This is a genomic window from Primorskyibacter marinus (assembly GCF_003313245.1).
In the GTDB taxonomy this organism is placed as follows: domain Bacteria; phylum Pseudomonadota; class Alphaproteobacteria; order Rhodobacterales; family Rhodobacteraceae; genus Primorskyibacter; species Primorskyibacter marinus.
The window spans coordinates 122,356-147,986 of sequence record NZ_QJSD01000003.1 but is presented as its reverse complement, the minus strand read 5'-3'; the positions used below and the strand labels follow the sequence as shown (position 1 = coordinate 147,986).

Genomic DNA, 25,631 nt, shown 5'->3' with positions numbered 1-25,631 from the left:
ACTATTGTAGTGGGCCGAGCGGCGCATACCAGCCCCGTTCTGCCCTACCCGCCTGAAGGAGGCTAAAGTTTGCGTGATCCTGCCCCGGTGCACGACCTGCTTGACTGGTACGACCGCAACGCACGGCGGATGCCCTGGCGCATCAGCCCGTCGGATCGGCGCGCAGGCGTCCGCCCCGATCCCTACCGCATCTGGCTGTCCGAGGTAATGTTGCAGCAAACCACTGTCGCGGCTGTAAAATCCTACTACGAGGTGTTTACCTCGCGCTGGCCCACGGTCATCGATCTGGCCGCTGCCGAGGATGCAGATGTCATGGCCGCCTGGGCCGGGCTTGGCTATTACGCGCGCGCGCGGAACCTGCTGAAATGCGCGCGCGCCGTCGCGGAAGATCACGCAGGCGTGTTTCCCGATACCCGCGAAGGGCTGCTGTCCCTGCCCGGCATCGGACCATATACGGCGGCGGCTGTCTCGGCGATTGCATTTGACCTGCCCGAAACCGTGGTGGATGGAAATGTCGAACGCGTCATGGCGCGCCTGCATGACGAACACACGCCACTGCCCACTGCCAAACCGATCCTGACCCAGATGGCCACTGCGCTGACACCGCAGGACCGGCCCGGCGATTATGCGCAGGCGGTGATGGATCTGGGGGCCACGATCTGTACCCCGCGCAAACCTGCCTGCGGGATCTGCCCCTGGCGAACGGCCTGCGCCGCGTGGGAGGCAGGCACCGCAGCAGACCTCCCCAAGAAACTGCCCAAAAAACGCAAACCCACCCGGCTGGGCATCGCCTATCTGGCGCGGCGCGTCGATGGTGCCTGGCTGCTGGAACGGCGGCCCGACAAGGGTCTGCTGGGCGGAATGCTGGGCTGGCCCGGTTCGGATTGGGGCGAGGCCCCGCAAGAGGATCCGCCGATTCGCGCGGAATGGCGTGAAGTGCCAGCCGAGGCGCGCCATACGTTCACGCATTTCCACCTGCGTCTGACCGTCAAGACTGCGCTGGTCCCAATGGACCGCGCGCCCTTGCGCGGCGACTTCGTGGAATTGCCAGATTTCAGCCCGACCGACCTGCCAACAGTCATGCGCAAGGCGTTTGACCTTGCGAAAGATGCATGATCCGGGCCTTTGCCCGACCGTATCCAGACGCTAGACTTGGCGCGACAAGGGGCTTGGCATGACCGATCAGACGACACTCCCAGCATCCGAGGTGGCAAAGATCGGCCGTGCATTGCCGTTCTGGCTTTCGCTTGCGCTGATCCCGATAGTCTGGCTGGCCGCAACGCAAGGCGGGTGGTGGCTGATCCTGCCGCCCGTGTCGTCATGGTTCCTGTTTTCAGCGCTGGATGTGGCCTTCGGACTGAACAGCCAGAACGCGGATCCGGAGACGTCCGACGCTGACCTGTTCTGGTATCGCCTCGTCACGCTGATCTGGGTGCCTGCGCAATTCATCTCGCTATTTGCGCTGATCTGGTACGCCGCAAGCACAGACCACCTGTCGGGCGGCGAGAAGATTGCGCTGTTCTTCGGGGTGGGCGTGATGACCGGCACAGTCGGCATCAATTACAGCCACGAGCTGATGCATCAAAAGGCCCGGTGGGAACGTTGGCTGGGCGATCTGTTGCTGGCCATGGTGCTTTATTCGCATTTCCGATCAGAGCATCTGTTGGTGCATCACCGCTATATCGGCACGCCGCGTGATCCGGTGACGGCGCGCTACAATGAAGGCTTTCACCGCTTTTATCCGCGTGTCCTGCGCCAATGCTGGCGCTCTGCCTTCGGCGCGGAAAAGGCGATGCTGGCCCGTAAAGGCAAACCCTGGACAGACCGTGCCAACCCGTTCTGGCGCTATTGGGCGCTTCAAGCCGCGATGCTGTCGCTTGCGGCGCTGCTGGGTGGCTGGCTGGGTTTGGGGCTGTTCCTGGTGCAGGCCGGGGTCGCGATCTGGCAACTGGAACTGGTCAATTATATCGAACATTACGGCCTGACCCGCAAACATTTGGGCGACGGCAAGTATGAACATGTCAAACCGCGCCATTCGTGGAATGCGGCGCACAAGGCCTCGAACTGGCTGCTGATCAACCTGCAACGCCATTCAGACCATCACTACAAACCCGACCGGCGCTTTCCTCTTTTGCAGAACCACTCCGGGGTCGATGCGCCGCAACTGCCCTTTGGCTATCCGGTCATGACCATGGTCGCGATGATACCACCGCTCTGGCGACGGATCATGAACCCGCGTGTCCGGGAATGGCGCGTGCGCTACTACCCCGAAATCACCGATTGGGAGCCCTACAACAAGGCCCGAAATCCGATGCCAAGATAACTGTCCCAGTGCGATAACCGCGAGCCTGACCGACAAACGTGAAGGCCGAGTCGAAATAGCGGTGGCAAAAGCGGTCGGCTTCGGACCACCCCGCGCGCCGTGCATCTTATGACATCATCACATCGCGCCACGAAAAAGGGGGCTGCGAATGCGCCCCCTTGGTCTTGCGTGCAAACAGGTCCGGCGGATCAGCCGTTGACGCTGTCCTTCAAAGCCTTCGCAATGGTCATCTTGACCACCTTGTCGGCCTCTTTCTTGAATTGTTCACCGGTCGCAGGGTTGCGCACCATACGCTCGGGGCGTTCGCGGCAATAGATCTTGCCAACGCCCGGCAGGGTCACGGCACCGCCGCCTGCGACTTCGCGGGTGATCAATGCACACACCGCATCCAGCGCTGCGCCCGCAGCTTTCTTGTCAGTATCCATTTCATCGGCCAAGGCGGCGACGAGTTGGGTCTTTGTCATGGGTTTCGCCATTTCATGGTCTCCTTTATCCGCCCGACGTCTTGGGCCTCGTGGCGCATATCTAACTTCATCTTGCGGGGCAACACAACGAATAGTGGCACAAAACTGGCAAAAATAGTGCGGTTTTAGCCGATTTACGCTAGGTTAAAGGAAGGCTGTTTCGTCAAACGCCCGCAATTTCCGACTATGGATGCGTTCCAGCGGCATTTCGCGCAATGTTTCCATAGCCCGGATTCCGATCATCAGGTGCCGTGCGACTTGGGTTTTGTAGAAATCCGAGGCCATTCCGGGAAGCTTCAACTCGCCGTGCAGCGGTTTGTCGCTGACGCATAGCAAGGTTCCGTAAGGCACGCGGAAGCGAAAGCCGTTAGCCGCAATCGTGGCGCTTTCCATATCCAGCGCAATGGCCCGCGACTGGCTGAGACGCTGCACCGGACCGGTATGATCGCGAAGCTCCCAATTGCGATTGTCGACGCTGGCAACGGTGCCGGTCCGCATCACCCGCTTCAGGTCATAGCCGTCCATTTCGGTTTCCTTGGCCACGGCGCTTTCCAGCGCGATCTGGATCTCGGCCAGCGCGGGGATCGGCACCCAGACCGGCAGATCATCGTCCAGCACACGGTCTTCGCGCAGATAGGCATGGGCCAGAACGAAGTCACCCAGCGACTGCGAATTGCGCAACCCGGCACAGTGACCGACCATGATCCACGCATGCGGGCGCAGCACGGCGATGTGGTCTGTCGCAGTCTTGGCGTTTGACGGGCCGACGCCGATATTGACCAGCGTGATTCCCTGCCCATCCGCCCGTTTCAGGTGATAGGTCGGCATCTGCGGCATCTTCAAAGCCGGCGGCAGCGGCTGATCGGCCTTCGTGATAACTGTATTGTCGGTGCTGACAAACGCCGTGTATCCGCTGGCGGGGTCGGCAAGCTGCGCGCGGGCATAGGCCTCGAACTCGCTGACATAAAACTGGTAATTGGTGAACAGAACATGGTTCTGGAAATGCGCTGGGTCCGTCGCGGTGTAATGCGCCAGCCGCGCAAGGCTGTAATCCACACGCTGCGCCGTGAAATTCGCCAATGGCTCTGTTCCGTCTGGCTTGGCTAGGAACGTGCCGTTGACGATGTCGTCATTGGTCGTGCTCAGATCCGGTACGTCGAACACATCGCGCAGGATGAAATCCGCCGCCCCTTCCTGGGGCACGGTGATGGTCTGATCGCTGGCGACCGCGAAATGCACCGGCATCGGGGTGTCGGACACACCGATCTGAACTTGAACTTTGTGGTTCTGGGTCAGCAACTCGATCTGCTGCTCCAGATAGTGCCGAAACAGATCCGGGCGGGTGATCGTTGCGGCATGCGTGCCGGGCGAGGCGACATGGCCAAAGCTGAGGCGGCTGTCGACCTTGGCAAAGGTGGTGGTGGTGATGCGGATCTCGGGGTAAAAGGCCCGGTACCGACAGCCCGGATGGCCTGTCTCCATCGCTTCGCGAAAACGCACGCAAAGGAAGTCCGCCGCACCGGTATACAGTTCGACCAGCCGATCCACCGCCGCCTGCGCATCGCTGAAAAGCTCTGCCTTTGGCAGATCCGGCGTCACCAAATCGATTCCGTTGCCCTGATCCTGCATCGCTTCTGCGCCCCTTGGCCGTTGTTGCCGCAACCTGACACCAACCGGCAAGGGGATCAAGCGGCAGCATCACGGCAAGCTCTGGCCAATCAAGCCTCCCTGACGCAGACTGCGCCGCAAACACATGCCTAAAGGAGACCGCCATGCACGCGCCCGACCTGCGCCCCAACCTTGATCACTGGCAAGAACGTGTCGATCTTGCCGCCGCTTTTCGCTGGACCGCCCGGCTGAACATGCACGAGGCCGTGTCCAACCATTTCAGCCTGGCCGTGTCCGACGATGGCAAGCGGTTCCTGATGAACCCGAACCAGGTGCATTTCTCGCGTATCAAGGCCAGCGATCTGATCATGGTGGATGCCGATGACCCCGACACGCTAAGCGGGCCTAACGCGCCCGACCCCACCGCCTGGGGGCTGCATGGCGGGTTGCATCGGCATTGCCCGCACGCGCGCTGCGCCATGCATGTGCATTCCATCCATGCCACGGTGCTTGCCTGCCTGAAAGACCCGCGCCTGCCCCCGATCGACCAGAACTGCGCCACCTTCTTCAACCGCCACGCAATCGACCGTGATTATGGCGGGTTGGCGTTTGAGGATGAGGGCGCGCGCTGTGCCGAATTGCTGTGCGATCCAAAACAGAAAGTGCTGGTCATGGGCAACCATGGCGTGATGGTGATCGGCGACACGGTGGCCGACACGTTCAACCGGCTGTTCTACTTCGAACGCGCGGCCGAGACCTATATCCGCGCCTTGCAAACCGGCCAACCGCTCAGCGTGCTATCCGACGAGATCGCCGAGAAAACGGCGCGCGAGATCGAAGAATATCCGGAACAGGATCTGCGCCACCTGGCAGAACTGAAGGCAATTCTGGACGATGAAGGGTCAGACTACGCGCATTAGGCGGTGCGTTCAGCGCAGGCCCGTCTCTTCCAGCATGCCTTGGCGCTTTGCCTCGTAGTAATATCCGCGCGAGTACCATTTGACGGCAGTGTCATAGCTGCCGTCGGACAGCATCCACGCGCCGCGGAGGTATTTCACCGCGTATTTGAGGTTGGTCTCGGCATCCAGAAGGTCCGCGTTCTGGCCGCGGAACCCCATGCCACGCGCCGTGGCAGGCAGGATCTGCATCAGCCCGTAGTAAGGCCCGTTGCGCGCGCCGGGACGGTGCGTGCTTTCGCGGATGACCACCCTGTGCACCAATGGGCGCGGCACGTCATAGTGGTCGGCATATTCATTGATAAGTTCGCGCAGTTCCGGTGTTTCGTTGGGATAGAGCGGCGGTGCCTTGGACGCGGCGGCAAAAGACATCTGGTCGGAGGGGCTGGCGCAGGCAGCTAGGGCGAGGCACATCGTTAAAAGCAAAAGGCTGGGGATGCGGGACATGGTCAGCTCATGGCTTGTTGATCCCGCTCCGCTTAGCGTGAAATTCCTGCCCGGCAAAGCACGCCGCGCCCGCAGCGGCAGATTTGCGCCGAAAGCGCGCGGCATAAGCGTTTTTTGGCCAAGACGGCGAATGGCAAAACGACGCATCGGATCGCGGGGGTTGCCCTTGCCATTTTGCCATCAGCGGCCCACCTTGCCCGGCATGACACGCACACTTCTTTCCATCGGTCACGGCTATAGTGCGCAGGCGCTGGCGAAGGTTCTGCTTGCGCAGGGCGGATGGCGCATCATCGGCACCACCCGCAGCGCGGAAAAAGCCGCGCGACTGAAGGCCGACGGGATCGAAGCGCTGGTCTGGCCGGGAGAGGATCTGACACAGGCTTTGGCGCAGGCAACGCATGTCCTGTCCTCCGTGTCTCCGGACGCAGATGGCGACCCTGTCCTGCGCGCGCTGGCCTCGGCACTCGCGGCCGAAGCGGCGCGGCTCGACTGGGTCGGGTATCTGTCCACGACAGGCGTTTACGGCGACCATCAAGGCGGCTGGGTGGACGAGGACACGCCCCTTGCCCCGTCAACCCGGCGCGGCCGCTGGCGCAAACAGGCCGAGGCGGGCTGGAGCGCCATTCCCGGTCTGCCACTGCACATCTTCCGGCTTGCCGGCATTTACGGCCCCGGTCGCGGCCCGTTCTCCAAGGTGCGCGCGGGCACGGCACGGCGGATCATCAAGCCCGGACAGGTGTTCAGCCGCATTCATGTCGACGACATCGCGCAAGCCCTTGCCGCGTCCATCGCGACGCCGCGTCCGGGTGGCATCTACAACCTGTGCGACGACGACCCGGCCCCGCCGCAGGACGTGATCGCCCATGCGGCGGGCCTGTTGGGCATGGAGGTGCCGAAACCCATTCCTTTTGAGGACGCGGAACTCAGCCCCATGGCGCGGAGTTTCTATGCTGAATCAAAGCGGGTCCGAAACGACCGCATCAAGACCGAACTGGGCGTTTGCCTTCGATACCCGGATTATCGCAGCGGCTTGGCGGCACTTCTGAAGGCAGAGGAGCAGAGCCGCTGACCGCTTCTTCACTTGCGGGAGACCTTGCATGACTGAAACGGCCTCTCGCCAGACGCTCACCGCGCTGCTGAACACGTTGGAGCCCGAAGGCGACGTCGACAGCATGTCAGTCCGCGATCTGATCCAGAAGATCGGGGAACGCGCCTTTGCCCCGCTGATGTTGATTCCCGCATTGATCCTCGTCTCGCCCCTTTCAGGCATCCCGACATTGCCCACCTTGGGTGGCCTTCTGATCATGCTGATCGCCGTGCAGGATCTTTTTGGGCGCGACCACCTTTGGCTGCCGGATTTTCTGATGCGAAGACGGCTGTCGGTCGCCAAGCTGCAAAGCGCGCTGACCTGGCTGGAAAAACCTGCGCGCTGGGTTGACCGACACACGGGCGACAGGCTGCGGATGCTGACAAGATCGCCGTTTCGTCAGGTCGCATTGGTGATCATCATTCTGATCACCGCCGCCTGGCCACCGCTTGAATTGCTGCCGATGGTCACCAGCATCGGTGCCTTCGCCGTGTCACTGCTGTGCATCGGCATGGTCACACGAGACGGCATCTATGTGGCGGCAGGCTATGTGTTTACCGCCGCTGTCGTCGCTGTTGCCGTCACCCTCGTCAGTGCGGGTATGGCAGCGGCGCAGTAGCGCTCAGGCGCTGTCCGACCGGATCGCGCCCACCCCCAGAACCGACAGCACCTTGGCTTCAATATCCGCCGCACTCAGCTTAGCCGTGGCATACATATCCGCGGGGGAGGATTGGTCGATGAACACATCCGGCAGCACCATGGAGCGATATTTCAAACCGCTGTCGAACACGCCCTCTTCGGCCAAAAGCTGTGCGACATGGCTGCCAAAGCCGCCCACGGCGCCCTCTTCGATGGTGATCAATGCGTCGTGATCTGCGGCCAGACGCAGGATCAACGCCCGGTCCAGCGGCTTGGCAAAGCGGGCATCTGCCACGGTGGGCGTGATTCCGCGCGCGCCAAGCGCCTCGCAGGCCGACATGACTTCGGACAGACGCGTGCCGAAGGACAGGATCGCCACGCCCTTGCCTTCGCGGATCATCCGGCCCTTGCCAATCTCCAGCACTTCGCCGCGTTCCGGCATCTCGACGCCAGTGCCCTCACCCCGTGGATAACGGAAGGCAATCGGCCCCTCGTCATGCGCGGCGGCGGTGGCGACCATATGCTTCAGTTCCGCCTCATCGGCCGCGGCCATGACGGTAAAGCCGGGCAGATTGGCAAGATAGGCCACATCGTAACTGCCCGCATGGGTGGCACCGTCTGCCCCGACCAGCCCCGCGCGGTCGATGGCAAACCGCACCGGAAGACGCTGGATCGCCACGTCATGCACGACCTGATCGTAACCACGTTGCAGGAATGTCGAATACATCGCGCAGAACGGCCGCATACCGCCCGCCGCAAGGCCGGCTGCAAAGGTCACGCCATGCTGTTCGGCAATGCCAACGTCGAAACAGCGGCTGGGGTAGCGTTCGGCAAAGAGGTCCAGCCCGGTGCCATCGGGCATTGCCGCTGTCACGGCGCAGACACGCGGATCATCGGCAGCCTCTTGCAACAGCGCCTCGGCAAACACTTTGGTATAGCTGGGCGCGTTGGAGGGGGATTTCTTCTGCTGGCCTGTGACAACGTCGAACTTGGCGCGCGCATGGCCACGGTCCGATGCATCCTCTGCCGGGGCATAGCCCTTGCCCTTCTTGGTCAGCACATGGATCAGGATCGGCCCGGTGGCGCGCTGACGGACGGTGCGCAGCACCGGCAGAAGCTGGCCCAGATCATGCCCGTCCAGCGGCCCGATATAGCTGAAGCCCAACTCCTCGAACAGCGTGCCGCCCAAGGTCATGCCTTTCAGCATGTCCTTGGCGCGCTTGGCACCTTCGCGGAACGGTTCCGGCAACAGGCTGACGGCGCCTTTTGCGGCCTGTTTGAAATCCTGAAACGGTGCCTCGGTATAAAGCCGGTTGAGATATGTGGACATGGCCCCGACGGGGGGCGCGATGCTCATCTCGTTGTCGTTCAGGATGACGATCAGGCGCTTTTTCAGGTGGCCTGCGTTGTTCATCGCCTCATAGGCCATGCCCGCGCTCATCGCGCCATCACCGATCACGGCAATCGCGTCACCATGGCCAGTGTCACAGGCACCGCCCAGATCGCGCGCCACGGCGAATCCCAGCGCGGCACTGATAGACGTCGAACTATGCGCAGCACCAAACGGATCGTAGGGGCTTTCGCTGCGTTTCGTGAACCCCGACAGCCCGTCCTTCTGGCGCAGCGTGAGCATGCGGTCGCGTCGCCCGGTCAGGATCTTGTGGGGGTAACATTGATGGCTGACGTCCCAGATGATCTTGTCGCGCGGCGCATCGAATACGGCATGCAGCGCCACGGTCAGTTCGACCACGCCCAGACCCGCACCAAGGTGCCCGCCGGTCTGCGACACAGCCGAGATCGTTTCGGCACGAAGTTCCGTTGCCAGACGCGCAAGATCCGCATCCGACAAATGATGCAAATCGGCCGGCGCGTGAACACGATCCAGAAGCGGCGTTTCAGGGTTCGGCGACATTGGGGAGCCTCCGGAGGCTTGTGTCAATTCTTGCGCGAGATAACGAAACGTGCGGCCTCCCGCAAGCATTCCGCCGCTGCACCATAAACAGATAGCGCATCGCTGGCCTCGGTCACGAGGGATTGCGCGCGGCGTTTCGCCCCGTCCAGACCCAGATGGCTGACAAAGGTGGCCTTGCCCCGGTCCGCATCCTTGCCCACCGCCTTGCCGACGGTCGCCGCATCACCGATCACATCCAGAATGTCATCGGCGATCTGGAACGCAAGGCCAAGGCATTCTCCGTAGATACGCAGCTTGTCAGGCGCGGCCCCGGCCATCACCGGTCCGGCAGTGGCCGACCAAGTGATCAGGGCTCCGGTTTTGCCTGCCTGCAACTGCGTGGTTTGATCAAGGGTCAGCGGCGTCTTCGCGGTCTCGGCGGCAATATCCATCGCCTGCCCGCCAACCATCCCGTGCGCACCCGCCGCGACGGCCAGCCCGTGCATCAAAGCCACGCGAGACTCGGCCGGACAGGGCGATTGCGCGGCCAGTTGAAACGCCAGCGCCTGCAACGCATCGCCCGCCAGAACGGCCACGGTGTCGTTCCATTTCCGGTGTACGGTGGGCTTGCCGCGGCGCAGGTCGTCATCATCCATGCACGGCAGATCGTCATGCACAAGACTATAGGCATGAAGCGCCTCTATCGCGGCGGCGGCCGGTGCTGCATCCTGCCGGTCCATGCCGTGCAAGCGCGCACCTTCGACCACAAGAAACGCGCGCAGCGCCTTGCCGCCCTCGACCGCATAAAGCATCGCCTGCACCACATCGCTGTCGAGGCCCGAAAGGGATGTGGCGATCTGTGTTTGCGCAAGTTCCGCCGCGCGCGTCAAAGCAGGGTTGAACGGAAGTAAACCAGTGTCCGGCACGCGGTCCTGTTGCCCCGGTGCGCGTATCCCGGACATCTACAGCCCTTCGACCGGCGTCGTTCCCGTCGGCTGGCCATCGGCGTTCAACGTGATGGCCGCGACCTTTTCCTCGGCTTCTTTCAGCTTTGTCTCGCAGCGTTTTTTCAACGCGGCACCGCGTTCGTACAGCTTGATGGAATCCTCCAGCGCGACATCGCCGCGTTCCAGTTTGCCCACGACCTGCTCCAACTCGGCCATTGCCTGTTCAAAGCTCATTTCGTTCACAGGGGTTTCGCTCATTTGCCTGCCTCCAGCAATTCCTCGACATGCGCACGGGTGCTTTGCGCAAGCGCCTCAAGATCATAGCCGCCCTCCAGTGTCGAGACCACCCGGCCATCGCAAAGCTCTGCCGCGATTGCGCAAAGCTGCCGGGTCAACCAGCGGAAATCATCCGTGTCCCAATTCAGCCCCGCCAGAGGATCATCGCGATGGGCGTCGAACCCTGCCGAGATCACGATCATCTCTGGCTTGAAGGCGCGCAGCCGGGGAAAGACCTGCGACTCGTAAGCAGCGCGCATCACGGTGCCATCCGTGTCCGGGGCCAGCGTGACATTCAGCACATTGTCAAACGCGCCGGTTTCGTCCGGCTTGCCAGAGCCTGGCCAAAGCGGCATTTGCTGACTGGTGATCAGCAATGCGCGCTTTTCATCCCACAGCACGTCCTGCGTGCCATTGCCATGATGCACGTCGAAATCCACCACCGCGACACGCGACAGTCCATGATGATCCAGTGCATGTTTCGCAGCCAGCGCAGCATTGCCGAACAGACAGAACCCCATGGCGGTGTCTTTTTCCGCGTGATGACCGGGAGGCCGGATCGCGCAGAAGGCATTCGCCACCTCGCCCGACAGCACCATGTCCACCGCCCGCACAACCGCCCCCGCGCCCCGCGTCGCGGCCTCCAGCGATCCGGGCGACAGGAACGTGTCGCCGTCCAGTTGCGCAAGACCTTTGTCCGGGGCGGCGGCGCGCAGTTCCTCCAGATAGGCCTTGGGGTGGATGCGCAGCAGATCATCCTCTGCCGCCATCGGCGCGGTCACCCGCTGCAACTCCACCCCTTCAAGCGCGTGCAGGACATGCTCCAACCGCGCCACCCGCTCCGGGTGTCCTTCGGGTGTGACATGCTCCAGAAAGGCCGCATGGGTAATCAGGGCAGTGGCCAAGGCATCCTCCGCTTTTTCATATACTTACAAGGGATCGGCGATCAGTCGGGTGCCAGCATATAGCCCGCACCACGCACCGTCTGAAGGTAACGCGGTTGCTTCGGGTCAGCCTCGATCTTGCGGCGCAAGCGGGTGATCTGCACATCCACAGCGCGTTCCTGGCTTTGGTCGCGATCGCGCCCCAGATCCTCGACCAGTTGCGCACGGCTGACGGCCTCGCCCGGACTGGCCGAGAAAATCCGCATCAACTGGGCTTCGGTCGCGGTCAAGCGCACCAGATCTTCGCCACGCCACATCTCGCCACGTTCGATGTCATAGCGGACAGGGCCGAGAGTCAGCAGTTTTGGTGCCTTGGCATCGGCTTCGGTTTCCGGCATCCGCCGCAGGATCGCATTGATCCGCAGCAACAATTCCTTGGGCTCAAACGGTTTGGACAGATAATCATCGGCCCCGGCTTCGAGGCCAGCGATCCGGTCATCCGTATCCGCCTTGGCGGTCAGCAGCAGGATCGGCGTCTGCGACGTCTTGCGCAGGTCACGCGTCAGGCTGACGCCATCCTCACCCGGCATCATCACATCCAGCACGATCAGGTCGAATTCCAGCCCCGACAGGACGCGCCGGGCATGCGCGGCATCGCGCGCGGCCGTCACGAGAAAGCCGTGCCGGACCAAGAATCTTTGCAACAATCCGCGAATGCGTTCGTCATCATCGACGATCAGCAGATGCGCGTCCGGATCACTCATAGGCGTCCCTCCCTGAGCGCACGGTAGTTGTGACGCATGTCACTGTCCATCATCGCCTCAAGAACCTGACGGAAACCTGCCACCGCCGCTGGCCCGGCATCGCGATATGCAGCACGCATCCGGGCGCGTTGGGCATCGGACAATTTCTGCTCCAACGCCTTGCCCTGCTCGGTCAGGTGCAGGTGGCGTTCGCGCTTGTCCATGCGCCCGACGCGGCTTTCAACAAGACCGTCGGCAATAAGCGTGCGCAACACCCGGTTGAGCGATTGTTTGGTCACGCCAAGAATGTTCAGCAGATTGTTGACCGTTGTTCCCGGTGCGCAATGGATGAAATGCAATGCGCGATGATGCGCCCGCCCATAAGACATTCCCTGCAAAATGCGATCAGGATCGGCTGTGAACCCCCGATAGGCGAAGAACATCGCCTCAATGCCCTGACGGAGTTGCTCATCCGTCAGATAAAGCAATGCCTCCCCCCCTTGTCCGCCTAGATTTCGTATTTCCGACATGGCTGTTCTCCGGCATTCAGGGCACGTTTCCTGCTGGCAATTTTAAGTCAGCCTTATTGACATTCCAAGCCCCAACTGGTAGCGAATCTCAGTTTTCGCGTAATTTTACGTCCGCATCGGTCGCAATCTGCGCAATATTTGAAAAGGTAAAGCGGGAGCAAGCTATGGCCGCAGCATATGATGATCGTGACGGCAAGATCTGGATGGATGGGAAACTGGTCGATTGGCGCGGTGCCAACGTACATATTCTGACGCACGGCCTGCATTACGCGTCCTCGGTGTTTGAAGGCGAACGTTGCTACAACGGCAAGATCTTCGAATCGGTCAAGCATTCGGAAAGGCTGCACACCTCCGGCGGCCTTCTGGATATGCCGATCCCCTATTCGGTCGAAGAGATCGAACAGGCCAAATATGATGTGTTGAAGACCAATGGCTGGGATGACGCTTATGTGCGGGTCATCGCATGGCGCGGCGCTGGCGAAGATATGGGCGTCGCGTCGTCGCGAAACCCTGTGCGTATGGCAGTCGCCGCGTGGGAGTGGGGTGCCTATTATGGTGACGCGAAGATGAAGGGGGCCAAGCTCGACATCTCCAAGTGGAAACGCCCCTCGCCCGAGACCATTCCCAGCCATGCCAAGGCCGCCGGTCTTTACATGATCTGCACGATGTCCAAACATGCGGCCGAGGCCAAGGGCTGTTCGGACGCGATGATGTTCGACTATCGCGGCTATGTGGCCGAAGCGACCGGGGCCAACATCTTTTTCGTCAAGGACGGTGAGGTCCACACGCCCCTGCCCGATTGTTTCCTGAACGGTATCACGCGGCAAACCGTGGTCGGCATGCTCAAGGACCGTCAGATCCCCGTGCATGAACGCCACATCATGCCGGAAGAGCTGGAAAGCTTCGAGCAATGCTGGCTGACCGGCACCGCCGCCGAAGTGACGCCCGTGGGACAGATCGGCGATTACAATTTCGAGGTTGGCGCAATGGCGCGCGACATCTCCGAAAGCTACGAAAAGCTGGTGCGAAGCTGACACCCGCGCCGGGCTTTGACCCGGCGCCTCTGCCACACAATGTGAGAGTGGAAAACAAAACAAGGCGGGTGCCAAATGCGCCCGCCTTGTTGTCTGAAATTATCCGCTCTTAGCCGGGGCTCATCCCGCGCAGGCGCTCGGAACGCCGCCGCAGCAATTCAACAACCGTCAACAAGCAGATAGAGATCGCCACAAGGATGGTCGCCACCGCAAGGATCGTCGGCGAGATCTGTTCTCGCAACCCGATGAACATCTGCCACGGCAAGGTTTTTTGACTGGCCGAGCCGACAAACAGCACCACCACAACTTCATCGAACGAGGTGATGAAGGCGAACAACCCACCCGAGATCACACCCGGCAGGATCAGCGGCATCTGCACCCGAAAGAAGGTCGTGACCGGATCGGCCCCCATATTTGCCGCCGCCCGTGTCAGGGAATTGTCAAAACCGACCAGCGTTGCAGTGACCGTGATGATGACGAAGGGAATGCCAAGCGCGGCATGTGCCAGGACGACGCCCAGATAGGTGCCCTGCAACCCGATCCGCGAGTAGAAGAAATACATCCCCGCCGCCGAGATGATCAGAGGCACGATCATCGGTGAAATCAGGATTGCCATGATCGCGCGCCGGAACGGTACATGCGGCTGGCTGAGGCCGATCGCCGCCAATGTGCCAAACCCCACGGAAAGGATCGTCGCCATTGGCGCAATCGTCACCGAATTCCACAACGCCTGCTGCCAGGCATCAGAGGTGAAGAAATCGCGATAATGGCGCAGCGAATAACCCTCGGGGTCAAAGCGCAGCATTTCAGGCGTGAAGGTAAAGAAGCTCTCGGCATTGAAGCTCAGCGGCATGACGACCACGATGGGCGTGATCAGGAAGAAGAAGATCGCACCGCAAATGACGCGGAAAGCGAAATGCCACAACACCTGTCCGGGGGTCAGATAGGGTGCAATCTTGGCGCGATACCGGCCTTCGTACAGCCAGTAGGCAAACCAGCCGGTAAACCAGCCGAAAAGCCCGCCAAGCACGGCGCTTGGAATACCCGCAAGGAAGAACCCCAGCACGGCAAAGACAACTATCAGTGCCCACCGCACCGGTTTTTCCGGCAGATCCATCTTCATGATGACAACCGCGATGGCGGCAAGAAGGACGCCGCCGATCAGGAACCCCAGCAGGGTCGATCCGTTCGCCGTGCCGACGAAGATGCCGAAGAACGCCCCCGCCGCCGCCATGACAGGTGCCACGAAGGACAGGGGTTTGCGTGAAATCGGTGTAAGTGCAGCCATTGTTTCTACCCCAGTTTCACGTTGTCGATGCCGACAATCTTGTCATAGGCCCAATAAAGGATCATCACGACCGCCAGCAGAATGGTTCCCAACGCTGCCGCCAAACCCCAGTTGAGCGAGGACGAGATGTGATAGGCGATCCGGTTCGAGATAAACGTACCCGTCGTGCCGCCGACAATCTCGGGCGTGATGTAGTAACCGATGGACAGGATGAACACGAGGATCGAACCCGCGCCAATACCCGGCACAGATTGCGGGAAATACACCCGCCAGAAAGCCGTCCAGTTTGTTGCCCCCAGTGATTTTGCCGCGCGCAGATAGCTTGGCGGAATGGTCTGCATCACCGAATACAGTGGCAGGATCATGAAGGGCAGCAGGATATGCGTCATCGCCACGATCGTGCCGAACTGGTTGTTGATCATCACCAGTCGATCCCCGTCACCGACCAGCCCCAACCACACAAGGACATCGTTAATTACGCCCTGTTGTTGCAGCATCACCTTCCACGCCGACGTTCGCACCAGTAGTGAGGTCCAGAATGGCAGCAACACGAGGATCATCAGCAGGTTGGCGGTGCGCGCAGGCAGGTTCGCCAGGATCCAGGCGACCGGATATCCCAGCATGATGCAGCTGATCGTGATGACCATTGACATGAACATCGTGCGTTTGAACAGGATGCCATAGATCCGCTCATTCGCGTCGCGCAGTTCTGGCCCGTCCGGGGTCTTTTGCATATCGACGGAGTTGAGAAAATACCCGGAAGTATATTTGGGCGAGTAGGTCTTGATCGTCTGCCAGATTGGCGTGCTTGCCCAATCTTTGTCGATATCCGCGAACCCCTCAGCGAATGTCGTGGACTCGAACCCACTCGCCGCATTTGCGGCTTCCATAAGCAATTCCGCCTCTGGACCAGAGTAGGAGGCAACATTCGCTCCGCCGGTCAAGTCTTGCCAAAAGGCCGTGTAGACCAGTGACCAGGGATCCTCGGTCGCCGGATTGTCGCCGTCATCTACCCGGACGAAGTTTGCAAAACTGCTATAGGCTGCGGCGGTTTTCGGCAGCAGTTCTTCAATACCCTCGCGCAGTTCCAATTTCGGTGCGAGATCGCCGGAACTTTTCTCCCATGCGTAAGCCTTGTCCTGCCAATCGCCAGACCCCATCAGCAGCGCCCAGGTTTCACCGTCCTCCCAGGCCTCGTTCAGATCCTCGAATTGATCCTGGTAGACTTCGCCAAGATCGTCCAACCCGCGACCGGATTTTCGAAACAACGACGATGCGCCGGTGAGTTCATAGTTCAGACGCGACCCCAATCGCGTGTGCAACTTGCGTTCGGCGGCAATGAAAATGTCATAATAGGCGGCTTCATAAACTGCCTCGGAGGGCAGATCGCCGGTCGTGCTGTCCCAATCGTCCAGCGCCACGACGGTGCGCGGCAGTGTTTCACTGACGATCTGGTTCTCGACGGACCTGAACAGCATATCCGCGATCGGCGCGATAAAGGTCAAAAGGACAAATATCAGCAGCGGCGCTATCAACATCAGCGCCCGGAGCTTTTGTCTGCGCAAGGCGCGCCCAAGGCTGCGCTTCAGCGGCGTACCATCGGCGGCAAGTACGGGGCCGGTGTTTTCGCTGTCGGTCAATTTGAGCCCGTCATCCGGCGTCGGTGCTTCGCTCGCGTTGCTCATATCGTCCCCGTTGTTTTTTGTTATCAAAGGTCAAAACGAATGGCGTGAAAGAGGCCGGCACGCGGCCTCTTTCCGTATTACAGGCGGCTTATTGCGCCAGCCATGCCTGGAATTTCGCGTCGATATCGTCGCGGTAGTCAGCCCACCATGAATAGTTCTGAAGGAACGTGTTCTCGGAGTTGGCCGGATCCGTCGGCATATGCGGTGCCATGTCGATGCCCAATTCGGCATGCTGACCCACGAGCGGAGCCGAAGACGCGCGCGCCGGACCGTAAGAGATGTACTTGGCCTGATCCGCCAGACGCTGAGTGTCCGTCGCGAACTTCAAGAAGTCCTTCACACGGGCCAGACGTTCCTCGGGCAGCCCGGCGGGAATGATCCAACCGTCAAGATCGTAGACCTGCGCGTCCCACATCATGGCAACCGGCTGGTCCTGCTCTTCGATCACGCTGAACAGACGACCGTTATAGGTCGAACCCATGAAAATCTCGCCATCTGCCAGAAGCTGCGGCGTGTCGGCACCAGCCGACCACCAGATCACCTGATCCTTGATCGTGTCCAGCTTGGCCAGCGCCTGGTCCTGACCTTCGTCGGTTTCCAGCACGTCATAGATGTCGTCCTTGGCCACACCGTCGCACAGCAGCGCCCATTCCATCGTGTTGATCGGACGCTTTTCCAGCGACCGCTTGCCGGGATAGGTTTCCAGATCGAACACGTCGCAAATGTCATTCGGCGGCTCGACGCCCTCGGGCACCATATCGGTGCGATATCCGAAAGTGGTCGAATAGACGATCTGCGGGATGAAGCAATCGCTGACCAGCAGGTCGCCGAAATCGTCCTCGGCGCTGGTGCCATCGGGTGCGGCGGCCAGCAGTTCCTCGGGATCGTACTCCATCGCCAGGCCTTCGTCGCACAGGCGAATTGCGTCGCCCGCTGTCACATCGACCAGATCCCAGGTCACGTTACCGGCTTCATTCATCGCGCGCAGCTTGGCGACGGCCTCGTTGGAGCTTTCGTCCCAAACGATCGAAACGTCAGGATGCATTTCCATGTAAGGCTCTGAATAGGCCTTTTGCTGCGAATTCTGGTAGGCTCCGCCCCAGGACACGAGTGTCATTTCACTGGCCATGTGGCTTTCAGCAAATGCCGCACCAGCGGCAACAGTAAGTGCCGAAGTTGCCAGTAGGGTTTTCGTCAGTTTCATTAGAATCTCCCAGTTTGCCCAATTCGTAAAGGGGGGGCTCGTGCTCGGGCAACAGCCGGCCCCGGACCAGCCGGACACGCCAATGCGGTGTCTCCGGCGATTGTCAGCCCTAGTTCGCGTCGAGCGCGCGGCAGTCTTCTGCCTGCCAGCCAATCTCGACGACCTCGCCCGGTTTCAGGCGAACCTGATCGGGCGCGTTCCGTGTCTTGATGATGAAATCATCCTTGCCCGCAACCTTCAGGCGGGTCCGGAAAATGTCACCCATATAGATGAATTCCTGCACCTCGGCCTTCAACGTGTGCGAGCCTTCTTCCAGCCGGTCGAGATTGAACTCGACACGTTCGGGACGGATCGAGACGCGGGTGCGTTCGCCGGGCTGTGATACGTTGATCGGCTTGGCGTCGATCAGATCGCCATTATCCAGTTCAACCAGCGCAACACCGTTGGTGATTTCCCGAACCTTGCCCTCAAGCGTGTTGTTCTCGCCGATAAACTGCGCGACGAAGCTGTTTTCCGGCGCTTCATACAGCGTGTCGGGCGGCGCAAGTTGCTGGATCTTGCCATCGTTGAACACCGCAACGCGGTCCGACATGGTCAGCGCCTCGGTCTGGTCATGCGTCACATAAACGACCGTGATGCCCAAATCGTCCGCGATGCGCTTGATCTCGAATTGCATATGTTCGCGCAATTGCTTGTCCAGCGCGCCAAGCGGTTCGTCCATCAGGACCAACTCTGCCTCAAAGACAAGCGCACGCGCCAGAGCGATCCGTTGCTGCTGACCGCCTGAAAGCTGCGCCGGACGGCGCCCCCCGAAGTCGCCCATCTGCACCATCTCCAGTGCGCGTTTGACCTTTTTCTCGCGGTCGGATTTGCCGATCTTGCGCACCTCCAGCGGAAAGGACAGGTTCTCGGCGACGGTCATATGCGGGAACAGCGCGTAGTTCTGAAAGACCATGCCAATGCCGCGTTTGTGCGGCGGAATGTTGTTGATGGCCACACCGTCCAGACGAATATCGCCGTGGGTTGCGGTTTCAAACCCCGCCAGCATCATCAGACAGGTCGTCTTGCCGGACCCGGATGGCCCGAGCATTGTAAGAAATTCGCCTTTGGGCAAAGCCAGGTTCAGATCCTTGACGACGAGCGTCTCGCCGTCATAGCTCTTCTGCACTCGTTCAAATTCTACGAACGCCTCGCGGCTCGCTGTATCAACCAAACTTGGCTCCCCATATTTTTTCGCGGTTCGTTCCGCTTTATCTTCCCTCAACTAAACCCGCTAAGGCCTTTCGTTGCAACTGCTTTGGCTGGAAATAGGCTAAGCGTATGTCAGTCTTACGCAATTCAGGCCGATTCTGCGTGTTTTGTACGCAATTCATGGCGTATTTCTGCGATTGGCGGACGATCTTTGGCCGTGTTTGTCCGCAGGGCAGTCCGAGAATCACAATTCTTCAGTTGATGCGCACAACTTAAAGGCGCACACCCTGAATTTGCTTGTGGATTTGCGCAAATTTTAACACGAATCCGCCAAATTCGAAGCCTCATGTCGTTTTTGGATGATCGGGGTTGTGTACATGTACGGCAAACTTGTGAAACCTCAGGCTATGGACACCGCAATGGCATTTCACCGTTTTCACAAAGAACTTCCCTTCACCGCCGCGGAATACGGTCGGCGTCTGGCCCAGACGCGCGCCGCGATGGACCGTGCGGGATTGGACGCGCTGCTGATCACGGATCCTTCGAATATGGCTTGGTTGACCGGGTATGACGGTTGGTCATTCTATGTGCATCAAGGCGTCGTCATTCAACACGACTTTGATCCGGTCTGGTGGGGCCGACGGCAGGACAGCAACGGCGCGGTTCGGACTGTCTGGATGGCCGACGAACGCGTCTGGGGCTATGCCGACAGTTTTGTGCAATCCACCGAGATCCACCCGATGGACGATCTTGCCGAACGACTGGTCTATATCGGTCTGGAAAGGGCGCGCCTCGGCGTGGAAATGGAGAATTATTATTATTCCGCCAAGGCTCACGCAGCGCTGAGTGCCGCAATGCCAAAGGCGACACTGGTTGACGCAACAGCGATGGTGAATTGGGAACGCGGCATCAAGTCCGACGAAGAGATCCTGTTCATGCGCCGCGCCGCCGCGATTTCCGAAAAGATCATCGACGGGCTGGTGGAACGTGTCGAACCCGGCATCCCCAAGAACGAGATCGTGGCCGGGGTGTACCGTGACGCGCTGCACGGTATCGACGGGCATTGGGGCGACTATCCGGCAATTGTGCCGCTGCTGCCTTCCGGGTCGGATGCCGCCGCCCCGCACCTGACATGGGACGGGCGTCCATTTGCCAATGGCGAGGCGACCTTTTTTGAAATTTCCGGCTGCTATCGGCGCTACCACGCGCCGTTCTGCCGGACGATCTTTCTAGGTCAACCCGATGATACCATCCTGCGGGCCGAGGCCGCATTGGTCGAAGGTTTGGAAGCCGGGCTGGACGTCGCGCGCCCCGGGGCCCGCGCCAGCGACATCGCCGCGGCACTTGCCGCCCCCCTGGACCGCGCGGGGATCGCGCGCAGCGCCCGATGCGGCTATCCGATTGGCCTCAGCTACCCGCCCGACTGGGGCGAGCGCACAATTTCGCTGCGGGCCGAAGACGAAACCGTTTTGCAAGCAGGCATGACATTCCACTTCATGCCCGGCCTGTGGATGGAGGATTGGGGGCTGGAGATCACCGAGTCGATCCTGATCCGCGATAACGGCCCGGCCGAGACCTTCTGCAACCGACCACGCAAACTATATGTCAAACCATGAATAACCTCGCCCACACCCAACTTATCCTGCGCGACCTGATCGGCTTTCCGACCGTCTCTTGCGACAGCAACCTCGACATGATGGCCTATATGGCCAACCGGTTGGAGGCATTTGGCGCGCGGGTCGATCTGATGCACGACGAGACGGGCCACAAATGCAACCTGTTTGCCACGCTCGGACCTGATATCGGCGGCGGCGTCGTGCTGTCGGGCCATTCCGATGTGGTCCCCGTCACCGATCAGGACTGGTCAGGCGATCCGTGGGACATGTGGGAAAAGGATGGGCACCTCTTTGGGCGCGGTGCCTGCGACATGAAGGGCTTCATCGCCGCCACACTGGCACTGGCACCGTCCTTTGCGGCGCGCAATCTGCGCCGCCCGATCCATTTCGCCTTTACCCATGACGAAGAGGTTGGGTGCCTTGGTGCGCAATCGCTGGTCGAGGTTCTGCGTGGCCGTGACGCCCTGCCATCCGTCGCCATCGTGGGCGAACCGACGATGATGGGTGTGATCGAGGGTCACAAAGGCTGCTGCGAATACACCACCCGGTTCACAGGACTTGAGGGCCACGGCTCCGCCCCCGACCGCGGCGTGAATGCGGTGTTATACGCAGTGCGCTACGTTACGCGGTTGATGCAGTTGGCCGATGAACTGCGCGCCCGCGCGCCTGCGTCCAGCCGCTATGATCCGCCTTGGTCCACGGTAAATGTCGGGCGTCTGTCAGGCGGTGTCGCGCATAACGTCATCCCCGGCAAGGCCGAGCTGGAATGGGAGATGCGCCCGGTGCGGGATGCGGATGCCGCCTTCGTCAAACAGGCGCTGCATGATCTGGTGGCCAAGGAGTTGCTGCCGGAAATGCGGCGGATCTGGCCGGATGCCGACATCTCGACCGAAACGGTGGGCGAGGTCGTGGGATTAGCGCCGGTGGACGACAACGCCGCGCGGCACCTGATCGCCGAACTGACCGGGATCAACAGCGCCGATGTCGTGTCCTTCGGCACCGAAGCAGGGCTGTTTCAATCGCTGGGCATGTCGGTGGTGATTTGTGGGCCGGGCTCTATTGCACAGGCCCATAAACCCGATGAATTTGTTGCCCTCGACCAGCTATCGCAATGCCTGGCCATGTTGGAGCGCCTTGGCGAAAGCTGCGCCGCGTGACCGAGGCATCGGAACGGTTCACACGCCTGCACGCGGCCCTTCGCGACCGAATTTGCCTTCTGGACTACACGCCCGGCACCCGTCTGTCAGAGGCCGAACTGGCGACAGAGTTCAAGACCTCCCGAACCCCGGTCAGGCGTGTATTGGCCCGGCTGGAAGACGAAGGGCTGGTCCAGACCAGACACGGGATCGGCACCATCGTGACCGATGCCGATATTCGGACAATGGCCCAAACCTACGAATTGCGGATGGAACTGGCGCAGTTGGCAGGACAGCTTTCACCCCGCCCCGTGCAGCCCGCCGACCTGCAACATCTTGATGCGCTTTGCCGTCAGGCCGAGGCGCTGGTTGCAACGCCGGACCCGCGCGCCTTTGCGGTCCTGAACATGCATCTGCATCAATTCCTGACAAGCCTGACAAGCAACGCCGCGCTGTGTGAGGTGTCAGACCGGCTGTATTACCAGACAGCGCGTATCTGGCTGCTCGCGATCCCGGATCTGGATCTGCTGTCAGAGGTCCAGATTTTCGCGGCCGAAATCTGGCAGATCCATACGGCATTGAGCACAGGCGACCTTCGGGCCGTAGCACTTTTGCGGCGCGCCCATATCTCGATGAGCTTCAAGCGGCTTGGCGGCTTCTGACCCATCACTCACATCCCATGGTGAGAACGCGAAAAGGCCCGCTATGAGGCGGGCCTTGTCACAATCTTTGTCAGCGTGAAGCGTCCGTTCAATGCAGCTTTTGCCCAACAACGCTGATGGAATCGTCGATCAGCTTTTTGCTGTCTGCTTCGGACATCTGCTTGGCGATCACATCGCGCGCCGCAGCAACGGCAATGGTGATTGCCTTGTCGCGCACATCCTTCACGGCAGCCGCCTGGGCAGAGGTGATCTGCTCTTCGGCAGCGTGCAGACGGCGGGCGATGGATTTTTCCAGATCGACCTTGGCCTGTTCCGCCGCAAGCTCTGCTTCGGTGCGGGCGTGGGCAACGATACGATCGGCCTGATCCTGCACTTCGCGTTGCTTGCGCTCGTATGAGGCCAGCAAGGTCTGCGCTTCTTCACGCAAGGCGCGGGCTTCGTCCAGATCGTCGCGGATGCCCTCGGCGCGCTTGTCCAGCATACCGCCCAGCATCGACGGGACTTTGAAATAGACCAGCACGATGAGGAAAAGCAGGAAGGCCAGCAACACGACAAAATCCGTGTTGTGAAGCGAGAAGAACGGCCCCGTCGCGGCATGTGCCGGAGCAGCGGTCAGTCCCAGAAGGGCAGTCAGTGTCAGCTTGCGCATGTCTCTTACCCCTTGATCCGGTTGTTGACGGCGGCATCCACGGTGGAGGCATCCGCCTTGCCACCCAGTGCACGCACGATCTCGCCTGCGGTGTCCTTTGCGACAACCTCGACATTTTCCATCGCCGTGGCGCGGATCTCGGCGATTGCCTTTTCCGACTCGGCAGATTTGGCAGCGATCTCAGCGTCGGCCTTGGCAATTTGCGCGTCCAACTCTGCCTGAATCTCTTCCTTGGCTTCGGCTACGATTTTCTGCGCCTCGGCGCGGGCGTCGGCCAAGGCCTTGTTATAGGCGTCCTCGGCCTCGACGGCCTGACGTTTCAGATCCTCCGCCGCGGTAAGGTCATTCGTGATTGCCCCCTGACGTTCCGCCAGAACCGCGGCAATGCGTGGCAACGCAATGCGCGAGAGGACAAAATAGATTACGACCAGCGTGACCATCAGCCAGAAGATCTGGTTGCTGAAGGTCGAGAAGTCGAGTTGCGGCATCCCCGGAGCGGCATCGGCGCCATGCGCCGCAACCCCGGTGGCGTCCGCAAGGCCCTCGCCTACGGCCTCATGCGTTTCGGTTGCCATGTCACCGTCCTCCGTCGGAAATTTCGCTACAACGGGCGGCCCACGCGTGGTGGCTCCGCCCGCTCGTAAGGATCAGATCCGTGCGGTTTAGACTGCGAACATCAGCAGCAGAGCGACGAGGAACGAGAAGATCCCCAGAGCTTCTGCAAACGCGATACCGATGAACAGCGTTGCTGTCTGGCCAGCGGCTGCCGACGGGTTGCGCAGGGCGCCGGACAGGAAGTTGCCAGCCACGTTACCAACACCGATAGCGGCTGCGCCGGAACCGATTGCTGCCAGGCCTGCGCCGATATGTGCGAGATCGCCTTCCATGTGAATTCTCCTTACGATTGGAAGTTGAGTATTGTCAGAGTGTCGGGCGTAGGGCGGGCTGTCCCGCCACCACGGTCGTTAGTGTGACGGGTGCAGCGCATCCTTGAGGTACACGCAGGTCAGGATCGTGAAGACATAGGCCTGAATGAAGGCCACCAGCAGTTCCAGGCCGTACATGGCGGTGATCGCGACCACCGAAAGCGGGCTGACAACTGCGATTGCGGCGAAGCCTGCGAACACCTTGACCACCGCGTGACCGGCCATCAGGTTGCCACCAAGACGAATGGAGTGGCTGACCGGGCGCACGAAGTAGGAAATCACCTCGATGATCGCCAGAACCGGGCGCAGCGCCAGCGGGGCCGAAGCGACCCAGAACAGACCCAGGAAGGTTGTGCCGTGCTTGACGAAGCCCACGATTGTCACGGTGAAGAACACCAGCAGCGCCAGCACGCCGGTCACAGCGAAATGCGAAGTCGTGGTGAAGGCCATTGGCACCAGACCAAGGAAGTTGGCGGTCACGATGAACATGAACAGGGTCATGATATAGGGGAAGAACTTGACGCCATCCTTGCCAGCCACGTCTTCGACCATCTTGTAGACAAAACCGTAGGCAAGCTCTGCAATCGACTGCCCGCGCGACGGAATCACACCACGGCGCGAGGTTGCCAGAACCATCAGGCCGACGATTGCCAGAACGGCAATCGCCATCCAAAGCGTCACGTTGGTGATGGTGAACATGCCCACAGCGCCATCGCCGAACAGCGGCTTGACGATGAACTGATCCATCGGGTGGAAAACCAGACCGCCCTCTTCGCCCTGCGCTTCAGTCGCCATCCTCTATCCTCTCGTCGTCGCGGGCCTGTTCGGCCTCAGTGTTTTTCTGGATCTCCTGCGCTGTGCGAAGCATCGTCTTCACGCCCGCGGCAAGGCCCAGCATTACAAACAGCACCATGAGGAACGGGGATGTCCCAAACAGATGGTCCAGCCCGTATCCGATGCCGAAACCGATCCCAAGACCGGCAACAAGTTCGATCACCATGCGCCAGGCGATATTGGCCTGACTGTAGTGTTCTTCCTGATGAGGCTTTGGTGCCTTGGCGGATTTCGCCGCCTCGATCCGCTTTTCCAGCTCGGCAAGACGCCGTGTCTGATCGGGATCGGTCACACCTGTGCCCCTTCAATCGGTTGCGCTGTTGCTATGTCGAGGGGGTCAGTGAGTCAAGCGCCCTTGGCACCGCGCCGACGCGCCTATACGGCGTTGATAAATAATGATATTATTGACCCATCCACCACCAAAGGACAACCTGTCACACTGCCCGTTTGCTGCTGCGGGCCCGTCTGGCGTCATTCAACCAGATGGTTGAGTGACAAATTGGCCCTGCATGTCATCACGACACACAAAAAATCCGGGACGCGACCAGCGTGTCCCGGATCTTTTCGCTCTGCATGACCAAGCCCGGTCTGGAGCGGGCGGTCAGGCAGGC

27 protein-coding genes are annotated in these 25,631 nt (G+C 60.6%); 9 read left to right on the top strand and 18 right to left on the bottom strand.

Annotated features, from left to right (window positions below):
- The first annotated feature begins 69 nt into the window (after positions 1–69).
- Positions 70–1,116 (top strand): A/G-specific adenine glycosylase, encoded by a 1,047-nt coding sequence (gene mutY / locus DMZ65_RS07495; RefSeq protein WP_116598283.1) that lies wholly within the window; start codon positions 70–72, stop codon positions 1,114–1,116.
- A 58-nt stretch (positions 1,117–1,174) separates the two neighbouring features.
- Complete coding sequence (locus tag DMZ65_RS07490) at positions 1,175–2,323, top strand: alkane 1-monooxygenase (RefSeq protein WP_116598282.1); 1,149 nt, start codon at positions 1,175–1,177, stop codon at positions 2,321–2,323.
- A gap of 188 nt (positions 2,324–2,511) precedes the next feature.
- On the opposite strand, the gene DMZ65_RS07485 is transcribed toward DMZ65_RS07490, so the two are convergent.
- Together DMZ65_RS07485 and DMZ65_RS07480 are read right to left on the bottom strand one after the other, a co-directional pair.
- A complete protein-coding gene (locus DMZ65_RS07485; protein WP_084351508.1) occupies positions 2,512–2,799 on the bottom strand; it encodes an HU family DNA-binding protein in 288 nt (95 codons plus the stop codon).
- 132 nt (positions 2,800–2,931) lie between these two features.
- Positions 2,932–4,416: an AMP nucleosidase gene (locus DMZ65_RS07480; protein WP_116598281.1), complete on the bottom strand. Its 1,485-nt coding sequence runs from the start codon at positions 4,414–4,416 to the stop codon at positions 2,932–2,934.
- Positions 4,417–4,559: 143 nt separating this feature from the next.
- On the opposite strand from DMZ65_RS07480, the gene DMZ65_RS07475 reads away from it, so the two are divergent.
- Positions 4,560–5,315 carry a class II aldolase and adducin N-terminal domain-containing protein gene (locus DMZ65_RS07475; protein WP_116598280.1) on the top strand — a complete coding sequence of 252 codons (756 nt, stop codon included), beginning with the start codon at positions 4,560–4,562 and terminating at the stop codon, positions 5,313–5,315.
- Between the two features lie 9 nt (positions 5,316–5,324).
- On the opposite strand, the gene DMZ65_RS07470 is transcribed toward DMZ65_RS07475, so the two are convergent.
- Positions 5,325–5,798 (bottom strand): transglycosylase SLT domain-containing protein, encoded by a 474-nt coding sequence (locus DMZ65_RS07470; RefSeq protein WP_438942706.1) that lies wholly within the window; start codon positions 5,796–5,798, stop codon positions 5,325–5,327.
- 202 nt (positions 5,799–6,000) lie between these two features.
- Here DMZ65_RS07470 and DMZ65_RS07465 point away from each other — a divergent pair, with 202 nt between their 5' ends.
- Together DMZ65_RS07465 and DMZ65_RS07460 are read left to right on the top strand one after the other, a co-directional pair.
- On the top strand, positions 6,001–6,867 hold the full coding sequence (locus tag DMZ65_RS07465; protein ID WP_116598279.1) for an SDR family oxidoreductase: 867 nt from the start codon (positions 6,001–6,003) through the stop codon (positions 6,865–6,867).
- 28 nt (positions 6,868–6,895) lie between these two features.
- Positions 6,896–7,504, top strand: coding sequence for an exopolysaccharide biosynthesis protein (locus DMZ65_RS07460; RefSeq protein WP_116598278.1), 609 nt, complete (start codon positions 6,896–6,898; stop codon positions 7,502–7,504).
- A 3-nt stretch (positions 7,505–7,507) separates the two neighbouring features.
- On the opposite strand, the gene dxs is transcribed toward DMZ65_RS07460, so the two are convergent.
- From dxs to DMZ65_RS07430, 6 genes are read right to left on the bottom strand one after another with little or no spacing between them, the layout of a single operon-like run.
- Positions 7,508–9,436, bottom strand: a complete 1,929-nt coding sequence (gene dxs / locus DMZ65_RS07455; protein ID WP_116598277.1) for a 1-deoxy-D-xylulose-5-phosphate synthase — start codon at positions 9,434–9,436, stop codon at positions 7,508–7,510.
- Positions 9,437–9,459: 23 nt separating this feature from the next.
- Complete coding sequence (locus DMZ65_RS07450) at positions 9,460–10,377, bottom strand: polyprenyl synthetase family protein (protein WP_116598276.1); 918 nt, start codon at positions 10,375–10,377, stop codon at positions 9,460–9,462.
- Complete coding sequence (locus DMZ65_RS07445; protein WP_116598275.1) at positions 10,378–10,620, bottom strand: exodeoxyribonuclease VII small subunit; 243 nt, start codon at positions 10,618–10,620, stop codon at positions 10,378–10,380. It abuts the gene before it with no gap.
- Complete coding sequence (locus tag DMZ65_RS07440) at positions 10,617–11,543, bottom strand: histone deacetylase family protein (RefSeq protein WP_116598274.1); 927 nt, start codon at positions 11,541–11,543, stop codon at positions 10,617–10,619. Before DMZ65_RS07440 ends, DMZ65_RS07445 begins: the two co-directional genes overlap by 4 nt.
- Positions 11,544–11,584: 41 nt before the next feature.
- Positions 11,585–12,286 (bottom strand): response regulator, encoded by a 702-nt coding sequence (locus DMZ65_RS07435; RefSeq protein WP_116598273.1) that lies wholly within the window; start codon positions 12,284–12,286, stop codon positions 11,585–11,587.
- Positions 12,283–12,795 (bottom strand): MarR family winged helix-turn-helix transcriptional regulator, encoded by a 513-nt coding sequence (locus DMZ65_RS07430; RefSeq protein ID WP_116598272.1) that lies wholly within the window; start codon positions 12,793–12,795, stop codon positions 12,283–12,285. Before DMZ65_RS07430 ends, DMZ65_RS07435 begins: the two co-directional genes overlap by 4 nt.
- 164 nt (positions 12,796–12,959) lie before the next feature.
- On the opposite strand from DMZ65_RS07430, the gene DMZ65_RS07425 reads away from it, so the two are divergent.
- The gene (locus DMZ65_RS07425; protein ID WP_116598271.1) at positions 12,960–13,829 is read left to right on the top strand and encodes a branched-chain amino acid aminotransferase; all 870 of its coding nucleotides are present in this window, start codon (positions 12,960–12,962) and stop codon (positions 13,827–13,829) included.
- Between the two features lie 109 nt (positions 13,830–13,938).
- Here the strand turns inward: DMZ65_RS07425 and DMZ65_RS07420 are convergent, their stop codons facing one another.
- The 4 genes from DMZ65_RS07420 to DMZ65_RS07405 form a co-directional block, all read right to left on the bottom strand.
- Positions 13,939–15,117 carry an ABC transporter permease gene (locus DMZ65_RS07420; RefSeq protein WP_116598270.1) on the bottom strand — a complete coding sequence of 393 codons (1,179 nt, stop codon included), beginning with the start codon at positions 15,115–15,117 and terminating at the stop codon, positions 13,939–13,941.
- Between the two features lie 5 nt (positions 15,118–15,122).
- Positions 15,123–16,802, bottom strand: a complete 1,680-nt coding sequence (locus DMZ65_RS07415) for an ABC transporter permease (protein ID WP_116598269.1) — start codon at positions 16,800–16,802, stop codon at positions 15,123–15,125.
- A gap of 88 nt (positions 16,803–16,890) precedes the next feature.
- Positions 16,891–18,006, bottom strand: coding sequence for an extracellular solute-binding protein (locus tag DMZ65_RS07410; RefSeq protein WP_084351474.1), 1,116 nt, complete (start codon positions 18,004–18,006; stop codon positions 16,891–16,893).
- 109 nt (positions 18,007–18,115) lie between these two features.
- Positions 18,116–19,219 carry an ABC transporter ATP-binding protein gene (locus tag DMZ65_RS07405; RefSeq protein WP_116598422.1) on the bottom strand — a complete coding sequence of 368 codons (1,104 nt, stop codon included), beginning with the start codon at positions 19,217–19,219 and terminating at the stop codon, positions 18,116–18,118.
- 397 nt (positions 19,220–19,616) lie between these two features.
- On the opposite strand from DMZ65_RS07405, the gene DMZ65_RS07400 reads away from it, so the two are divergent.
- Genes DMZ65_RS07400 through DMZ65_RS07390 form a run of 3 tightly spaced genes read left to right on the top strand, consistent with a single transcriptional unit; the run spans position 19,617 to position 22,611 of the window.
- Positions 19,617–20,813, top strand: a complete 1,197-nt coding sequence (locus DMZ65_RS07400) for a M24 family metallopeptidase (protein WP_116598421.1) — start codon at positions 19,617–19,619, stop codon at positions 20,811–20,813.
- Complete coding sequence (gene argE, locus DMZ65_RS07395; protein ID WP_116598268.1) at positions 20,810–21,970, top strand: acetylornithine deacetylase; 1,161 nt, start codon at positions 20,810–20,812, stop codon at positions 21,968–21,970. The genes DMZ65_RS07400 and argE overlap by 4 nt, the downstream gene beginning before the upstream one ends.
- Positions 21,967–22,611 carry a GntR family transcriptional regulator gene (locus tag DMZ65_RS07390; RefSeq protein ID WP_198662644.1) on the top strand — a complete coding sequence of 215 codons (645 nt, stop codon included), beginning with the start codon at positions 21,967–21,969 and terminating at the stop codon, positions 22,609–22,611. Before argE ends, DMZ65_RS07390 begins: the two co-directional genes overlap by 4 nt.
- An 88-nt stretch (positions 22,612–22,699) precedes the next feature.
- Here DMZ65_RS07390 and DMZ65_RS07385 read toward each other — a convergent pair whose 3' ends face one another.
- The 5 genes from DMZ65_RS07385 to DMZ65_RS07365 all read right to left on the bottom strand — a co-directional run bounded on the left by DMZ65_RS07385 (position 22,700) and on the right by DMZ65_RS07365 (position 25,312).
- Entirely contained in the window at positions 22,700–23,260 is a 561-nt protein-coding gene (locus DMZ65_RS07385) for a F0F1 ATP synthase subunit B (protein ID WP_084351463.1), read from the bottom strand.
- Between the two features lie 5 nt (positions 23,261–23,265).
- Positions 23,266–23,835, bottom strand: coding sequence for a F0F1 ATP synthase subunit B' (locus DMZ65_RS07380; protein WP_116598266.1), 570 nt, complete (start codon positions 23,833–23,835; stop codon positions 23,266–23,268).
- An 87-nt stretch (positions 23,836–23,922) separates the two neighbouring features.
- Positions 23,923–24,147 (bottom strand): F0F1 ATP synthase subunit C, encoded by a 225-nt coding sequence (locus DMZ65_RS07375; RefSeq protein ID WP_084351458.1) that lies wholly within the window; start codon positions 24,145–24,147, stop codon positions 23,923–23,925.
- A gap of 78 nt (positions 24,148–24,225) precedes the next feature.
- Positions 24,226–24,981, bottom strand: a complete 756-nt coding sequence (locus DMZ65_RS07370; protein ID WP_116598265.1) for a F0F1 ATP synthase subunit A — start codon at positions 24,979–24,981, stop codon at positions 24,226–24,228.
- On the bottom strand, positions 24,971–25,312 hold the full coding sequence (locus DMZ65_RS07365) for an AtpZ/AtpI family protein (protein WP_116598264.1): 342 nt from the start codon (positions 25,310–25,312) through the stop codon (positions 24,971–24,973). The genes DMZ65_RS07370 and DMZ65_RS07365 overlap by 11 nt, the downstream gene beginning before the upstream one ends.
- Positions 25,313–25,631: the final 319 nt, after the last annotated feature.

Coding starts and splice junctions, on each gene's coding strand:
- DMZ65_RS07435 (WP_116598273.1), bottom strand. CDS start 12,286: ATGAGTGATCCGGACGCGCATCTGCTGATCGTCGATGATGACGAACGC.
- DMZ65_RS07420 (WP_116598270.1), bottom strand. CDS start 15,117: ATGGCTGCACTTACACCGATTTCACGCAAACCCCTGTCCTTCGTGGCA.
- DMZ65_RS07445 (WP_116598275.1), bottom strand. CDS start 10,620: ATGAGCGAAACCCCTGTGAACGAAATGAGCTTTGAACAGGCAATGGCC.
- DMZ65_RS07465 (WP_116598279.1), top strand. CDS start 6,001: ATGACACGCACACTTCTTTCCATCGGTCACGGCTATAGTGCGCAGGCG.
- DMZ65_RS07480 (WP_116598281.1), bottom strand. CDS start 4,416: ATGCAGGATCAGGGCAACGGAATCGATTTGGTGACGCCGGATCTGCCA.
- DMZ65_RS07475 (WP_116598280.1), top strand. CDS start 4,560: ATGCACGCGCCCGACCTGCGCCCCAACCTTGATCACTGGCAAGAACGT.
- DMZ65_RS07370 (WP_116598265.1), bottom strand. CDS start 24,981: ATGGCGACTGAAGCGCAGGGCGAAGAGGGCGGTCTGGTTTTCCACCCG.
- DMZ65_RS07400 (WP_116598421.1), top strand. CDS start 19,617: ATGGCATTTCACCGTTTTCACAAAGAACTTCCCTTCACCGCCGCGGAA.
- DMZ65_RS07490 (WP_116598282.1), top strand. CDS start 1,175: ATGACCGATCAGACGACACTCCCAGCATCCGAGGTGGCAAAGATCGGC.
- DMZ65_RS07410 (WP_084351474.1), bottom strand. CDS start 18,006: ATGAAACTGACGAAAACCCTACTGGCAACTTCGGCACTTACTGTTGCC.
- DMZ65_RS07470 (WP_438942706.1), bottom strand. CDS start 5,798: ATGTCCCGCATCCCCAGCCTTTTGCTTTTAACGATGTGCCTCGCCCTA.
- DMZ65_RS07375 (WP_084351458.1), bottom strand. CDS start 24,147: ATGGAAGGCGATCTCGCACATATCGGCGCAGGCCTGGCAGCAATCGGT.
- DMZ65_RS07460 (WP_116598278.1), top strand. CDS start 6,896: ATGACTGAAACGGCCTCTCGCCAGACGCTCACCGCGCTGCTGAACACG.
- DMZ65_RS07485 (WP_084351508.1), bottom strand. CDS start 2,799: ATGGCGAAACCCATGACAAAGACCCAACTCGTCGCCGCCTTGGCCGAT.
- DMZ65_RS07425 (WP_116598271.1), top strand. CDS start 12,960: ATGGCCGCAGCATATGATGATCGTGACGGCAAGATCTGGATGGATGGG.
- DMZ65_RS07380 (WP_116598266.1), bottom strand. CDS start 23,835: ATGGCAACCGAAACGCATGAGGCCGTAGGCGAGGGCCTTGCGGACGCC.
- DMZ65_RS07415 (WP_116598269.1), bottom strand. CDS start 16,802: ATGAGCAACGCGAGCGAAGCACCGACGCCGGATGACGGGCTCAAATTG.
- argE (WP_116598268.1), top strand. CDS start 20,810: ATGAATAACCTCGCCCACACCCAACTTATCCTGCGCGACCTGATCGGC.
- DMZ65_RS07430 (WP_116598272.1), bottom strand. CDS start 12,795: ATGTCGGAAATACGAAATCTAGGCGGACAAGGGGGGGAGGCATTGCTT.
- DMZ65_RS07450 (WP_116598276.1), bottom strand. CDS start 10,377: ATGTCCGGGATACGCGCACCGGGGCAACAGGACCGCGTGCCGGACACT.
- dxs (WP_116598277.1), bottom strand. CDS start 9,436: ATGTCGCCGAACCCTGAAACGCCGCTTCTGGATCGTGTTCACGCGCCG.
- DMZ65_RS07385 (WP_084351463.1), bottom strand. CDS start 23,260: ATGCGCAAGCTGACACTGACTGCCCTTCTGGGACTGACCGCTGCTCCG.